13 protein-coding genes are annotated in these 15,565 nt (G+C 36.7%); all 13 read left to right on the top strand.

The window, feature by feature from the left end; all coding sequences use genetic code 11:
- Nucleotides 1-59: 59 nt before the first annotated feature.
- The 13 genes from DBX25_RS01070 to DBX25_RS01135 all read left to right on the top strand — a co-directional run bounded on the left by DBX25_RS01070 (nucleotide 60) and on the right by DBX25_RS01135 (nucleotide 15,479).
- Nucleotides 60-1,343, top strand: a complete 1,284-nt coding sequence (locus DBX25_RS01070; protein ID WP_108668931.1) for a nucleotide sugar dehydrogenase — start codon at nucleotides 60-62, stop codon at nucleotides 1,341-1,343.
- A complete protein-coding gene (locus tag DBX25_RS01075; RefSeq protein ID WP_108668932.1) occupies nucleotides 1,343-2,059 on the top strand; it encodes a WecB/TagA/CpsF family glycosyltransferase in 717 nt (238 codons plus the stop codon). Before DBX25_RS01070 ends, DBX25_RS01075 begins: the two co-directional genes overlap by 1 nt.
- 113 nt (nucleotides 2,060-2,172) lie before the next feature.
- Nucleotides 2,173-3,261, top strand: a complete 1,089-nt coding sequence (locus DBX25_RS01080; RefSeq protein ID WP_108668933.1) for a glycosyltransferase family 4 protein — start codon at nucleotides 2,173-2,175, stop codon at nucleotides 3,259-3,261.
- Between the two features lie 105 nt (nucleotides 3,262-3,366).
- A complete protein-coding gene (locus DBX25_RS01085; protein WP_108668934.1) occupies nucleotides 3,367-4,749 on the top strand; it encodes an O-antigen ligase family protein in 1,383 nt (460 codons plus the stop codon).
- A gap of 617 nt (nucleotides 4,750-5,366) precedes the next feature.
- Nucleotides 5,367-8,936: a beta strand repeat-containing protein gene (locus tag DBX25_RS01090; protein WP_108668935.1), complete on the top strand. Its 3,570-nt coding sequence runs from the start codon at nucleotides 5,367-5,369 to the stop codon at nucleotides 8,934-8,936.
- 120 nt (nucleotides 8,937-9,056) lie between these two features.
- Nucleotides 9,057-10,364 (top strand): IS4 family transposase, encoded by a 1,308-nt coding sequence (locus tag DBX25_RS01095; protein ID WP_108668936.1) that lies wholly within the window; start codon nucleotides 9,057-9,059, stop codon nucleotides 10,362-10,364.
- 441 nt (nucleotides 10,365-10,805) lie between these two features.
- Nucleotides 10,806-11,315, top strand: a complete 510-nt coding sequence (locus DBX25_RS01105; protein ID WP_108668938.1) for a JAB domain-containing protein — start codon at nucleotides 10,806-10,808, stop codon at nucleotides 11,313-11,315.
- A gap of 15 nt (nucleotides 11,316-11,330) precedes the next feature.
- Nucleotides 11,331-11,645, top strand: a complete 315-nt coding sequence (locus tag DBX25_RS01110; protein ID WP_108668939.1) for a hypothetical protein — start codon at nucleotides 11,331-11,333, stop codon at nucleotides 11,643-11,645.
- Nucleotides 11,642-11,902: a hypothetical protein gene (locus DBX25_RS01115; protein ID WP_108668940.1), complete on the top strand. Its 261-nt coding sequence runs from the start codon at nucleotides 11,642-11,644 to the stop codon at nucleotides 11,900-11,902. Before DBX25_RS01110 ends, DBX25_RS01115 begins: the two co-directional genes overlap by 4 nt.
- A gap of 411 nt (nucleotides 11,903-12,313) precedes the next feature.
- Entirely contained in the window at nucleotides 12,314-13,192 is an 879-nt protein-coding gene (locus DBX25_RS01120) for a tyrosine-type recombinase/integrase (protein ID WP_108668941.1), read from the top strand.
- A gap of 193 nt (nucleotides 13,193-13,385) precedes the next feature.
- Complete coding sequence (locus DBX25_RS01125) at nucleotides 13,386-13,811, top strand: hypothetical protein (RefSeq protein WP_108668942.1); 426 nt, start codon at nucleotides 13,386-13,388, stop codon at nucleotides 13,809-13,811.
- Between the two features lie 531 nt (nucleotides 13,812-14,342).
- Nucleotides 14,343-14,765, top strand: coding sequence for a hypothetical protein (locus DBX25_RS01130; RefSeq protein ID WP_108668943.1), 423 nt, complete (start codon nucleotides 14,343-14,345; stop codon nucleotides 14,763-14,765).
- A 174-nt stretch (nucleotides 14,766-14,939) separates the two neighbouring features.
- Nucleotides 14,940-15,479 (top strand): hypothetical protein, encoded by a 540-nt coding sequence (locus DBX25_RS01135; protein WP_108668944.1) that lies wholly within the window; start codon nucleotides 14,940-14,942, stop codon nucleotides 15,477-15,479.
- The last annotated feature ends 86 nt before the right edge of the window (nucleotides 15,480-15,565 follow it).

Raw genomic sequence — 15,565 nt, forward strand, 5'->3', positions numbered from 1 at the left:
TTTTAGAAATTGAAAAGTTGCAAAAGATAATATAAAAAGTTAAGTGAGGTCTTTAACATATGAAAAAGATTTGTGTCGTCGGTTTAGGATACATCGGATTACCGACTGCAGCCGTATTCGCAAGAGCGGGTTATGATGTATTAGGTGTAGACGTAAATCAAAAAGTTGTTGATTTATTAAATAAAGGTGAAATTCATATAGAAGAAATTGGATTACCAGAGCTTGTGAAACAGGTGGTGGAAAAAGGAAAGTTAAAAGCTTCCACACATCCAGAACAAGCGGATGTCTTTATTATTGCCGTTCCAACTCCAATTCATGAAGACTACTCTGCAAACGTGGATTACGTAGAATCAGCTACGAAAGCAATCGTTCCTTACTTAGAAAATGGAAACGTAGTAATCGTTGAGTCCACGATTCCACCAAGAACGATGGATGACGTAGTTGCTCCAATTTTAAAAGAAGCAGGCATCGATCCATACCAGGATGTATACCTTGCACACTGTCCTGAGCGTGTATTACCAGGACGCATCTTAATTGAGTTAATTGAAAACACACGAATCGTCGGTGGAGTAACACCAGAAGCAGCTACAAAAGCCGGTGACGTATACCGTGCCGTTGTAACAGGGGATGTTCTAGAAACAGAAGCTGTTACGGCTGAAATGTCTAAGTTAATGGAAAATACATTCCGTGACGTAAACATTGCACTTGCAAACGAATTGGCAAAAATTTCAGCACGTCTTGGCGTGAATGCTCATAAAGTAATCGAGCTTGCGAACAAGCATCCTCGTGTAAATATCCATTTACCAGGACCAGGTGTTGGGGGTCACTGTTTAGCTGTCGATCCGTATTTCATTATTGAAAAAGCGACAGAAGAATCACCGTTGATTCAAGAAGCGCGCAAAATTAACAACTCTATGCCTCATTTCGTAACCAACCAAATCGAGCGCATGACGTGTGAATTAGACAAGCCTGTATTGGCTGTTTGTGGCTTAACATACAAAGGAAATATTGATGATGTTCGTGAAAGTCCTGCCATCGAAATCGCAGAAATGTTAATGGCTAACTCTCGTTACGATGTGCGCATTCATGATCCACATGTAAGAGACGAGCAAGTGAACTTCAAGCTGTCTTCATTAGAAGAAGCCGTGAAAGGTGCTCATCTATTAGTCATCCTTGTTGACCACAATGAATTCAAGCAATGGGACGAGCCATTCTTACTGGAAAACATGAAAACGCCTGTTATTTTCGATACGCGTAACTGTGCAACGATTCACGACACTCAATTTGTAGTCCACAGAATCGGAAACCTAACAAACCTACAAGCAATTCAAGAGGTTGAGTAATGCAGAAGGAAACGTATTTTGGAGTCAATGTGTCTCCACTCAGCTACGATGAAATTCTGCAGGATATTGAAGGTCGCATGTTAAAAAATGAACAATCGACCATCATTGCCGTAAATCCAGAAAAAGTGATGAAAGCTCAAGAAGATGAACAGCTTTGTGAATTAATCAATAATTCCACCTATCAAATTCCAGACGGGATTGGTATTTTACTGGCATCGAAGCTAAAAAAAGGAAATATCACATCCCGAGTCACAGGCGTCGATATGATGGATAAACTTCTTGAATTTGCGTCCCAAAAAGGCTATAAAGTTTTCCTTTACGGGGCCAAAGAAGAAGTCGTAAAAAAGGCAAAAGAAAAAATAGAAGAAAAATATCCGACCATCACCATTTCTGGCTATGAAAATGGGTACGTTAAGGATATGGATGCTCTAGTCCATAAAATTAACGAATCACAAGCTGATATGCTATTCGTTGCCATGGGTAGCCCACGACAAGAGCTTTGGATTCGTGAACATATGCCTAAGTTAAACGTAAAGGTCTTCCAAGGTGTAGGAGGAAGCTTTGACGTGTTCGCCGGCCATGTTCAACGCGCGCCTGAATTTTATCGAAACCTCGGCTTAGAATGGTTTTACCGTTTAATGAAGGAGCCACACCGTCTCAAACGACAAATGGCACTTCCGAAATTTTTGTTGAAAGTACTTGTTTCGAAAAAATAATAATGAACGGTCTTTGAATAACCCTATGAGGGAATTCCTCTAGGGTTATTGTTTTGAATACAGTCTTTTTCAGCCATTATCCCGATTAACGCTTTTTAAATAGGAGGTGTACCATGAAAGTTTTACACATCATCAGCGGAGGAGAAACTGGGGGATCACGCAAGCACGTGACAACTTTACTCGATAAACTTCCTCGTGACCAAGTTTGCCTACTTGTCTTCCAGGAAGGAGCGCTTGCACAGGAAGCGCGTGATTTAGGTGTCCGAGTCGAACTATTATCTCAATACTCTCGTTACGATATCCGTGTATTAAAGCGCCTTACTAACTTTATCAACGAAGAAGGCTTTGATATTGTCCACTCTCATGGACCGAGATCGAATCTCTATATGTCATTAATAAAGTCTTCTATTAAAGCCACTTGGGTAACAACCATCCATAGTGATCCGACCCTAGATTTCATGAAAGGCGGCATCAAAGGTCGGATATTTACAAAACTGAATCTATTCACCTTCAGCAAAATCGACCATTTTTTTGCGGTTACCGAACGATTTAAAAATAATTTAATTCAACTGGGAATCTATTCAAACAAAATCTCCGTCATATATAATGGAATAGACTTTGTCGAACCATTGCTGTCAAATTCTGTCGTTCGTGATGAATTAAACATCCCACACGACCATTTTGTCATGAGCATGGTGGCGCGCTTACATCCAATCAAAGGACATGACATCGTGCTTAAGGCGCTAAAACAAGTCAACAATCCTAATATTTCATTGTTATTGGTAGGTGATGGCCCAATCAAACAGGAAGTGGAGGACCTAGTTCAACAACTTGGCCTTCAAAATCAAGTACATATGCTCGGCTTCCGTAAAGACATCGAACAAATTTACAGCAATTCTAATATTGCTCTCCTAGCATCACAAAGTGAAAGCTTCCCACTTGCCTTATTAGAAGCGGCTAATCAAAAAGTTCCACTCCTCTCAACAGATGTGGGTGGAGTGAATGAACTGATTCCTTCTAAAGAATATGGTTGGGTGGTTCCAATTCAAGATGTCGATGCTTTCGCACAAGCCATTCAAGAAGCGTATGTTTCGAATGACTTAAAGAAAAAAGGTGAAAAACAATACCAATTTGCCAAAGATCATTTCTCTTTGGATCAGTTAGCAAAAAGTATTTGGGAATCTTATACAAACTTAAGCTAAATATTGGTCATTGTGATTCATGCCTATTTCTTGTAAGGTAGGAAAGGTGAAAACTTCAGGAGAAGTCCCTGATGACATAGACACATTAATAGAAAGGATTTAGGTATGAATAATAATAAGTCACTGACATATATCCTCATCCTATTGCATTTATTCTTGGTGCCTTTAGCGTATTTCAAAACTTATCTAGGCCCCATTCCAGTATCGATTGAAATCATCCTCGTTCCATTGCTTGTGTTAGCAGTGATGTGGGAGTACAAAAAAGGAATCATCAAACTTAATTCATTATCGATTAAACCGTTTTTAATCGTATTTAGTTTATTTTTCATCGCATCCATCATTTCTTTAGTCAAAGCAGAAAGCTTAACACCAGGAATCATGGAAATTGGTCGTTACTTATCATACGTAGTATTATTCCTAATTGTAACGAAGGTTCAGTTTACGAAAGAACAGTACGTTTCGTTTGCTAAAGCGTTTGGTGCTTCTGCATTAATTGTTGGGTTGTTCGGAATCATCCAATATGTGTTCAATTTCTCGTTAAACAAAGCAGGATTGTACGCCCTTAAAGATGCGAAGGGTCGTGTAGACTCTACGTTAATCAATCCGAACTATTATTCTGCATTCTTGAACTTTGTAATTCCATCTCTGCTTTTATTGGCAGTGGTTTACTTCAAAGATAAAAAAGTTCAACTCATGCTGTTCGCTTTTTACGCGATTTATGTCATTAATTTGATTTTGACGTATACACGTGCTGCATGGGTAACCATGGCATGTGCATTCATCTTAATCATCATGATCATGCCGAAAAGGTTCTTACGTAACCTTACTAAGCCACATATTTTATTATCGTTCATCGTATTATTAGTTGGCGTATATTTCATGCCTGACGTACAATCTCGTACAAGCTCAGCTATTTACGCATTTGAAAAGCTAGTATTTAAGAACTCTGCTGGACATATTGCAAGTGGCGAGCCTGGAGAAGAAGGCGAAGAACTAAGCGAAGAAGAAGAGCAAGAAGAAATTGATGACGAAACAACGAATAAAGCGGTTGTCTCACGTGTAACACTTTGGAAAACAGGCTATGTGATGTACAAGGATAACCCAATTCTAGGGGTTGGCATGGGGAACTACTATGTTCGTTATAAAGACTTCGTAACGAAGTATAAAGAATTGGATATTGGTCATGAAGCCTATTCCGTTCATAATTCTTATTTGAAGGTAGCTGCTGAAACAGGAACAGTCGGTATTTTGTCATTCCTGTCGATTTATGTCACGTATTTCTTATATCTAGCTCGACTATATTTCAAACAAAATAATGTCCTTGGACAAGTAATTGCTGCGGGAGTCTTTGTTGGTAGCGTAACGTACATGGTGCAGAATTTATCAAATAACTTAATTTTCATTCCACAACTCAACATTATCTTTTGGTTGATCGGTGGTTTGGGGATTGCATTCTTGTATCAGAATCAAAGCCAAAAGAATCTGTAAATCTTAATAAAACTATTAAAACCTGTGTAGAAATTTTTCTATACAGGTTTTTTTGTTGGGGAAGAATGGATTGTAATGATGAAAACTTCGACCCGAATTATTCTTTTTACTTCAAACAGATCTCACTATTGAATCTTACATTAATACGAAACTGAGTACATACATTTAACTGTTTTCCGAAGCTATGAAAATAGTTTTAAAAATTTACAAGAAAAATTTTCTAAATATGAAACTTTCTTGTAACTATCTGCGTCTTTATAATTGGTTTTCCTTAGAGAAACTGGTTATTTTAAGTTTTTTATAAAAAATATTCCATTTTTATAGGAAAATATGTATAATGAGAAAGTGCGTTTCTTCTAGTAGGAAACAAGACCTATTATTCTACATAACTAGCTGGATAAAACTAGAAAAACAAGAAATTTGTAAAAAATAGTTGAAAAATCTGGTTAATTTGGTAGAATAATATACAAGTTTGAATCTTATTTTTGCTAAAAAATATAAAAATTACCAAAAAGGTATAGCAAAAGCAAAGATTCACGCTTGAATCCATTATCACTCGGGATTAATCCTGATGATTTAAAAGAAAACTTTTTTACAAAACGGGGAGGATTTATTACATGGCTTACCAACCAAAGTCTTACCGCAAGTTCGTAGCAACTGCTGCAACTGCTACTTTAGTAGCATCTGCTGTTGCTCCAGTAGCTTCTCTAGCTGCATTCAAAGATGTTCAAGGTGAAGAGCTTACTAAAGCTGTTGACTTCGTAGTTGCAGAAAAAATTGCTCAAGGTTACGCTGATGGCGTTACTTTCGGAACTGCTGATAGCGTAAAACGTATTGACGCTGCAGTAATGATTGCGAAAGCACTTAAACTTGATCCAGCAACTGCTACAGCTTCTACATTCACTGACGTACCAAAAGACAGAGCTGGTTATGTAAACGCTCTTTATGCAATTGGAGCTGTTAACGGAAAAACTACAACTCAATTCGATGTGTCTAGCAACATCACTCGCGCTGAAATGGCAAAAATCCTTGTTGACGCTTTTGGCTTAGTAGCTAACAACAACAGTGGAACTACTTACTCTGATGTAAGCCCACGTTTCAAAAACTATGTTAAAGCAATCGTAGACAACGGAGCTATGGACGCTGCTTCTGCAACTTCATTCGGTGCTGAAGCTAAAATCACTCGTGGTGAAGTAGCTACTGCTCTTTACCGTATTATGAACAAAGCTGTTGCTCCTTCAGTTGTAGGCGTAAGTGCGATTAACGCTACTACTGTTGAAGTTGCTTTTAAAGATGCTGTTACTGATGTTGAGTCTTTAGACTTCTCTATCGAAGGTCTTAAAATTTCAAACGCTGCTGTTAAACAAACTGACAGCAAAGTAGTAGTTCTTACTACTGAAGCACAAACAGGTGACAAAGAGTACACAGTTAAATCTGGAGAAACTACTCTTGGTAAATTTAAAGGTCTATCTGCTGTAATCCCTACTGGTATTAAAGTTACAACTCCTTCAATCCAAGGTACTCTTGGTAAAGAAGTAACTGTAAAAGCTTCTGTAACAGTTCCAGAAGGACAATCAAAAGCAGGTATCCCTGTAACTTTCAACATCACTAACAGTGGTTCACTAAACGCACCACAAGTGGTTGAAGTGAAAACAAACGCTGACGGTGTAGCTTCTTACTCTTACACTCGTTACCAAGCTTCAAACGACAGTGTTGTAGCTTACTCTACTGGAGATCGTACTAAATTCAGTACTGGTACTGTTTACTGGGCAAATTCTCTTACATTAACTGAAGTTACAGAATCTAATACTTTAGCTAATGGTGCTAAGAAAGTTTACAAAGTAAAAGCAAACAGCTATGCAACAGCATATGATGCAGCTGGTAACGCATTATACAACTATGTAAACGTAGCATTCGCTGAAAACTTAGACGTAACTCCTGATAAATTAGTTCGTGGCGTAAATGTTATTGATACAGGTGTAACAACAAACGCTAGCTATCCATCACAAGTTACAACAGGTGGAGTAAACGAAGTACGTGTTAAAGTTAATGCTAGCGGTGAAGCTACATTCACATTAACTGGTGCTAATGCTTCTGTAACACCGATCGTATTCGTAGATGCTGATACTAAAAATGGTAAATTAGGAGCTACTGAACTTCAAGCTTCTGCTTCAACAGTTAAATTTGAATTAACTCATACTTTAGGCTTAGCAATTACTGCTAAAGGTGTAACAAACGCAGCAGCAATGAACGCTTCAGGTGTTGGTGTTGGTGGTCGTGATTACACTGTAACTGTTACTGATAAAGACGGTAAAGTTGCACCAGCTGGAACTAAAGCGTATGTTACATTTGCAGAAGGAAGCTATAGCACTGATAAAGCTGCATACATTTTAAATGCAGATGGTTCTTACACTCCTGTAAATAAAAACACTCGCTATGAAATTACAGTTACTGGAACTAAAGGTGAAGCAACATTTACTTTAGTTGGTAACCGTGATGCATTCGCAGCTCCAACTGTTTACTTAGAAACAGGCAGTGAGTTTGCATTAGATAAAAATGATCTACAAGTAGTTGGAGAAACTACATACTTTGTAAATGCAGTTGTAACAAACGCAACATTAACTGCTACAAATGCAGCGGGTAAAGCAGTTTCTACATTACCAAGTTCACAATCAGCGTTCTTTAACTATCAATCAGTTGATCAAAACGGATTTGATTACTATGTAGGTACTGGTTCTTATGAAGTATCTTACCAAGTAACTGCTCACTTCGCTGATGTAACTGTGTTTGGAACATTCGGTTCTAAACTAGTTAAAAAAGGAACAACTGAAACTGTAAAAGTTCAAGCTTCTGCTGGTAAAGCTTCTCTAGAAGTACGTTCAGAAAACGTTTCATCTAACGTAACTGTTCAAGCTTCTGCTTCTCAAGTAAGCTTACCTAACCAATCAGCTACTATTGCATTCACTAAAGGTACTCAATTACCTTCAGTTTATACAGGTGCTGTAACAACTATCAACACAGCTACAAACAGCTTAACATTTGCTGGCTACGATGCAGTTAAATATTCAACTTCATCATTCAAAAATGCAGCTGGTGTTGTAATTGATGAAGCTAAATTTGAATCTTTAGTAGGTGCTGGTCTTGCTGCTGGAGATAACGTATTAGTAACTGCAGTTCAAAATGCTGATGGTACTTATACTCTTGAGATTGAGTCTATTACACCTGTAACACCTGGAACACCTGGAACTGGTACAATTTCTACTGCAGTATTGTCTGCTGATGGTACTAAGTTAACATTAACATTTGATAAGAATTTATTAGCTTCATCAGTTGTAGCTGGAGACTTCACAACTTCTGATGTTGCTGAAACAATTGCAATTGGTTCTGTATCTGGTAATACTGTAGTATTAAATGTAACAAATGTTGCTGCAGCTTCTACTGTTGATGTTGTTGCTGATAACATTGTATTTGCAGATGGTACATCTAATGCAGTTCTTTCAAAAGCTATTACTCAACCAGTAGTTAACAAGATCTCTGTATTAACTACAAATGATGCAAACGTTAAAGCTGCTGCTGAAGTACTTGCTAAAGGTAGCGTAACTGTTGGTGCTAAAACAGCTACTGCAACTGTTGCAACTGGTGAAGTTCAAGAAGCCTTTAACGGTTTGAAAATTAAATTTGTTCAAGATGGTACTTCTACAGGAAATCCAGCGGCATCATATAATGCTACTACAAATGAAGTAACAGTTTCTTTAGGATATGTTGATGCTAATAATACTTTAGCTCTTATGAACACTGCAATCCAAGGGTTGACTGATAATGGAAACATTGATTTCAGTACAATTACACTAACTGGTACTGCATTAGCATTTGCTGACGTTGCTGCTGCTCAAACGATTACACTAGCAGGTGGAGTATCACTAACTGCTGCTCAAGTAGGTGAATATGAATTCACTCTTGAAAACAACTTAACTGTTGGTGATGTAATTACTCTTAACGGTAAAACTTATGTAGCAGGTACTGACTTTGTAGTAGGTTCTTCTGCTACAGTAACAGCTGCTAACTTAGCTGCTGCTATCGTAGGAAAAGATACTCGTTTCGCTACAGCTGTTGCTGCTGTTGGAGTAATCACATTAACAGATGCAGTTGCTGACGGTGCTGCAGCTCCTACATTATCAATCAAATAATTTTATGAAATATCTGGTGTCAGACACCATAGCCATCAAGTTAAGCAAATTATTACCACTTTAAGATAAAAAAGCCTATTCTTTCTATAGATTTATAGAAAAGGTAGGCTTTTTAATTTTATGCTACAACATAGTTTAACTTCAGAAGATAATTTCCAGCTGATTTCAGAGGAGTTGACTCGAATTTTCTCTTCTAATTTTTTAGATGATATAGCCAGAAAGGAATTATTTGTTCAACGTACCACTAAATTAAAACCAAAGGATTTTGTTGCCTTGTGTTCCGTTTGGAATCAAGATTCAGGAAAAAAATCGCTAGCACAGTTATGTGGAATTTTAGATTCCAATCAAAATGTATCACTTACTACGGAAGGATTAAATCAACGATTTAACGAAGCAGGAGTTAGGTTGTTAAAGAAAGTATTTCATATCCTAATGGGCAAGCAATTTTTGTCTCATCATATTCCAAATTTCCATGATATAGATTTTTATCGGATTCGAATATTAGATTCCACGGGATTCGAACTTCCCTGTCAATACTTAGGTAATTACAGAGGGTATCATAAATCTGGTGTGAAGATTCAATTAGAGTATGAGTTGTTAAAGGGAGAATTTATTCACTTAGAGGTTCAGAACGGTAGAGATAGTGATGCAACCTTCGGCCCTTCTCTTATTAATACCATACAAGCAAATGACTTGATTATCCGTGATTTAGGCTATTTTTCATTAGATGAGCTAGTTCAAATTCACGATCGTGACGCGTACTATATTACAAGATTAAAACCAAAATTGCTTTTATTTACAAGAGAAAATCATCACTATACTAAGATCGATTTAGAAGAAGTAATGGAGGATATGGAAATAGGAGAAGTTAGAGAAATCGAAGATATTTATGTAAGTCAGGCAAAAAAACATATTCCACGACTTATATTATGTAAGTTAACCGATGAACAAACTGAACAAAGATTAATCAGAAGAAATAGACAAGAAAAAAAGAAGGGTGTGAAATATTCACACCACACAAAAAAACTCACAAGATTAAACATATTCATATCAAATATACCATATCAATGCATTCCGAAGGAAGACATTCAAACCTTTTATTCCCTTCGTTGGCAGGTTGAGATTTTATTTAAAACATGGAAATCTCTCTTTAAAATTCATGAAGTGAAAAAAATGAAGATGGAGCGATTTGAATGTCACCTTTACGGTACACTTATTTCTTTACTTATCACGTCAACATTAGCCTTTCAGATCAGAGAGTCTCTTTATCGAAAGAAAAAGAAAGAAATAAGTGAGTTTAAGGCGATTTCGATTGCATTAGAATACATACCCATACTGCAAAAAACTCTAATTAGCGGGGAATATCTGGTGTCAGACACCATTCGTGGACATATTGATAAATATGTACGCGTGGAGTGTACACTATGAAGGAAGCCCTGTGGAGAGAAATCTCTGCAGGGCTTTTCTTTTTCATTAGAACCGAATCAACTAGATAAATAAACTTATATTATATTCATGTATATAAAATATTGATATCTGGTGTCAGACACCATTTGTGGACAAATTGGGTGATTTAGTATATGTGGAAAGGACAAAGAGTAGAAATATTTTCTTTTATCTATAAGATATCTGATATCTTGAAATATCGGTGTCAGACACCTTTCGTGGACAAATTGATAAATTTGTTCGCATGGAGTGTACACTATGAAGGAAGCTCTGTGGAGAGAAATCTCTGCAGGGCTTTTCTTTTTATATGGAAGAAACCGAATCAATTAGAAAAATAAACTTATATTATAATAGTGATAAGAAAACATCAGCCCTAATTCCTTTTGAGGAGTTAGGGCTATTTCTATTTGAGGAGGAATCATTGTGAAAAAGTACGAGGTAAAGAAGCAGAAGCAATTAGAACTATTCGAAAAAGGCTCATCGCTCCAGAAACCAGCCAAACGAATCAACATCGTCAGCCTAAAATTAGTGAAGGAATCGAGTATTTTGTATAAGAAAAGAAGAGTAACATCACCAGAGGATGCTTACCATTTGATGAAAGAACTATTAGTTGATTGTGATCGAGAGAGGTTTGTTGTAGTTTGTCTTGATACAAAGAATCAGCCTACTGACATAAATATATGCCATGTAGGCAGTTTGAATGCAAGTATAGTTCATCCAAGAGAGGTCATGAAGGCTGCTATCCTTGCCAATTCAGCTTCAATAATCCTATTTCATAATCATCCATCTCAAGATCCAACTCCGAGTAATGAAGACCTTGAGGTTACAAAGCGTCTAGCAGAAGCTGGGGAAATTATTGGCATTGATGTTCTTGATCATCTCATTGTATGTGAAGAAAAGTTCGTATCACTAAAAGAAAAAGGATACCTATGAAGGGAGGAAGAGAAGATGGAAGAATTAGAATGGTTTGTAAGTATACTAGAAAACGAGTTTGATGTGAAGGTAGAGATGAATCAAATCAGCTACGAAGGTAATGAGTTGTACCTAGATGAAATCGATGAGTCACTGATTCCTAGAGAAATGTTTGAGGACCTTCCTGAATCTCTTCTCTTTGAGACGATGCTGATTGAGGATCAACAAGGGACGGAATGGTTAGGAATCATTGCTTTGCATCCAGAAACCTATGAGTGGTGTCTTCAGATGATCCTAAAGGATGGAGTGCCAGTATTAAGAAGATTAGTAGATAAGGAGAATTTACAATGACCAAATACCATAAAATCATCATCAACGGAAAGGAATTCTACCGAGAATTCGATTCGACATTAGGTCACTACGAAAACGAAATGCTTAGTGAAAAGGAAGTCATTGAGAGACTGTTAGAAGAGGTAGTGGAATCGGAGATTGAAATTGATGAAGTTGAAATAGAGAGAGCCATTAATTACATTCCAAGTCCTTTCCAACGAGAAATGGTTCAAAACTACATCAACTACCTGGAGACCATTGTGGAGTCGTTGGAATAAACTCACGACAAAATTATGGAAAGTGGTTTGAAAACTCATGACAAAACTAAATAAAGTAAAACATGAAGGAGTAAAACCTAGTAATACCAATAGATTTGAATGAAAACCATGCAAGTAAACTCACGTCATAATTATATTACTGTCGTGAGCTACATTGGAAGGAGGTGAGCAGATTGCTAGAGAAAATCGTCATTCCCATTGTAGTCGCAGTCGCAACGGAAATAGTCAGAGAAGTAACCAAAAAGTAATGATGAATGAAAGGATGAAAAGTTTGAAGATGTACCCTTGCCTTTGTAACCAACCTTGCCAAAGTTGTACGATAAAAAAGATAATAAGAATCATTAAAAGCTAAGAGTCATGGATGCGGTAATAAAGCATGCATGGCTCTTTTTGTATGTTAGGAGGTTCTCCATGAATGAACTTGCGAAGGATTTCAAGCAGTGGCTCATGGAAGAAGGAAGAGCACCAAAAACGATAGAGTCCTATGTGGGAGATGTCCAGGGATTCCAAAACTACCTAGCAGAGAAGGCGGCTGATGAAAAACGGCCTCTTTCTCGCTTTTCCTTTGTTCGATATAAGCAATACTTGTTGGATCGACAGTTTGCGATTGCCACCATTAATAAGAAAATTAATAGCTTGAAAGTATATAACGATTTCCTTCAGAAAAAAGGAGAAGTAAAAGAAACCTACATTTCTCTTAAGAAAGACAAAGTACAGGTTGCCGCAGGCAGTGAACATATCGTCACCTCATTGTCTGAAGAGGAAGTAGAAAATCTTCTGTTCTATCTTGAAGATCACACAAAAGTCAGTCAACGAAATAAGTTGATTTTTTACTTACTTTTATACACTGGCATTCGTGTGTCAGAGTTAGTCAACATCAAACAAGGTGACATAGATGCTTTAACCGCTACATTAACTGTTCGTGGAAAGGGTGGAAAAGTACGAGAGATAAGTTTACGACAAGATGTTCTTCAACTTATTAAGCAGTACCAAAAAGAAGAAAGGGCTAAATCGAGATTTAGGGAAAGTGAATACCTATTGATCAGTCAACGATCCGTAAAAATGCATCGAGACGCAGTGCGAGATTGGTTAGCGAACATTTCAGATGAGGTAGGAATGAAGCTTCATCCTCATCTCTTTCGCCATACCTTTGCTACGAGACTTCTAAGAAAAGGAGTTGATTTAACAACCGTAAGTAAACTAACAGGTCACTCATCAGTCAACATGACTGCTAAATTCTACATTCAAACGACACGACAAGAGAAACAGGATGCAGTTGATAAATTATAATGAACGGTTACTGCTTGTTTACAACTATTCATGTAAACAGGCAGTAATCGCTTCAGCCATTACAATGTTAGCATTCCATTTTTTTGTCTTTTCTTTTCATAGGGGTATAAAAACAATAAAATAATGCGTCTAAGTAGATGTAAAAATATACCGCTACGTCTACGTTGACTACTATAGAAGAGGAGACAAAAACATGGACTACTATGGAACGAGAAGAAAACGAAACATTGATCTTAGTCGTTATCGTCAAGAAAATACTTCACCTTCAATTGAATGGGAGAAGGAGGAAGAACTAGAAGAAGGGTACGAATACGAAGAAACTGATGAAGGTGATGGGGAAGATTTTACAACCTATGAGGAATCGAATAATAGCTGGGAATCTGATTCAGACCATCCAGAGCAACTATTCCTGAATGGAAAACTATTCAAAATAAAACAACAACCTAAGAAACAATCATTCAATGATACTCATGTAAGAATAACAACATATCTTGAACAAAACGTTCATCAAATCCTCCGAATGTTGCAGAAGCAAGGACAAATCGAGTCTATTACTAAATTCGTGAATGAAAGTATCAAATCATATTTGATGGAACAATATCAAGAGAAGAATAATTAATAATCATTGATATAAATAAATATTAGTAAATGATTATATAAAATAGACCTATCTTTCCATGAGAGAGATAGGTCGAAAAAAATATTTTCAAGCTAATTTTCTACATACAAGAGACATATAAAAATGCTACTAGGGAGCAAGGGCTCCCGATTAGCAAAAGGTGTTAGGGATTAAGAGGAAATAGGCGTAGTAATAGACGTAAGTAAGTAAAAAGTTTGTGTTGACATATGTTTGGAGGATAATTTAAGATAACCCTATAACTAAATCAAATACAGTCAGTAATTATTGATTGTTGCAAATAAGGAAGCCTCTGGTAGACAATTGTCCCAACCATGCTAACTCTAGTCACTATTCAGGCATTAACTTCGTGCGAAGCCTGCTACAGACGCCTTAGCAACAAAGATTTCAATCAATAGGAACGGGTAAGGTAACCCATTTCTATGAAGTCTTTGTTATGCTTTGGCGTCTTTTTGTTGTCTCAAAAAAGGTGCTAAAGCACGGTTTAGTTACAATTTGAGAGGAGAGATTAGGATGAATGCAGTTTATCGAAAGCAAGGATCAATGGAGGAAAATAACAAAAAGGATTTTATTCATGTAGGAACGTCTGTAATCGTAAGAAATGAAACATTAGGTGGCAATTTATTAACATTTTATAACGTAAGTAATAGGTTGGCGAAAGAAGCGAAATCCTCTTTAAGAGAAATTTACCTAAAAGATGGAAATATAGTCATAGAGTTCGAACTAGGTGATGATAGGCCATATATAGATGGTTTAAATGAAATGAATAAACGGTGGGAGATAGTCAATGATGCCTGCAAAGTAATTCTTTCTCCATTAGGATGCACTAATTGGTACATTGAATTAGAAATATATGAGGAAATACGAGGTGAAGATATTGAATGCGATGACCATTGTAATTGTACCTACTCAAATATAGATTGGGCAATAGATTAGGATAGTAATGATGTATTAATAACTTACCAGATTTATAAATAAAGATATTTGTATCATCTGTATACCTTAAAAATGAGAAAGTCTGTTAGAGACTTTCTCGCACTTCATTAAAAAACAACGGATTGTCGAATAGAATAAATCCGTATATTTTATACCCATAAGGAGACTCAAAACATGAAAAGCTTTAATGATTCAGAAAATGAAATCGGTTTGGATGAAGAGTTCGATTTGAAAGTCGATCTTGATGATTCGAAGGAATCAAAAGAAGATGAACTTTTAAAACAAGTTAAAGAGGATGAGGAAGAGACTGAGTTGGATTTGTCAGCATTCATCCCATCTGTGTCTAGCCAATCGAATAGAGTAATCGGTGAAGCTGGAATCATGTCCGTAATTTATTCGAAAAATGGTATGAGAGTAGTTCCTAGCAAGGATCTAATGGAACAACTCGGAAATCCCAAAACTGTTCAAGTAGGTTTATCAGATTACCACATTGCTATGGCTGAATATTTAGGGGATGATTTTACTTCCTATCCATGTTGGAGTAAAAGTGGTGCCAAGAGTGTTATTTATAGGAGTGAGTTAGTGAGGCAAATCAAGGACCATTTTGAGTTGGATTTTCAAGATCGAACTTCCATTACTTTCGCTAAAGCAATCTATAAGACTAACAATGGTAAACCTATTGCACTAATTGAAGTGATTGATGCTCAATCATAGATTTATTCATTTACTAGACTAGAAGATGAAGAGATTTCTAGTCTTGATTATTAATAATACGAGAAAGTCTAAAGTAGACTTTCTCG

This window comes from Peribacillus acanthi (assembly GCF_003073175.1).
GTDB lineage: Bacteria > Bacillota > Bacilli > Bacillales > DSM-1321 > Bacillus_BN > Bacillus_BN acanthi.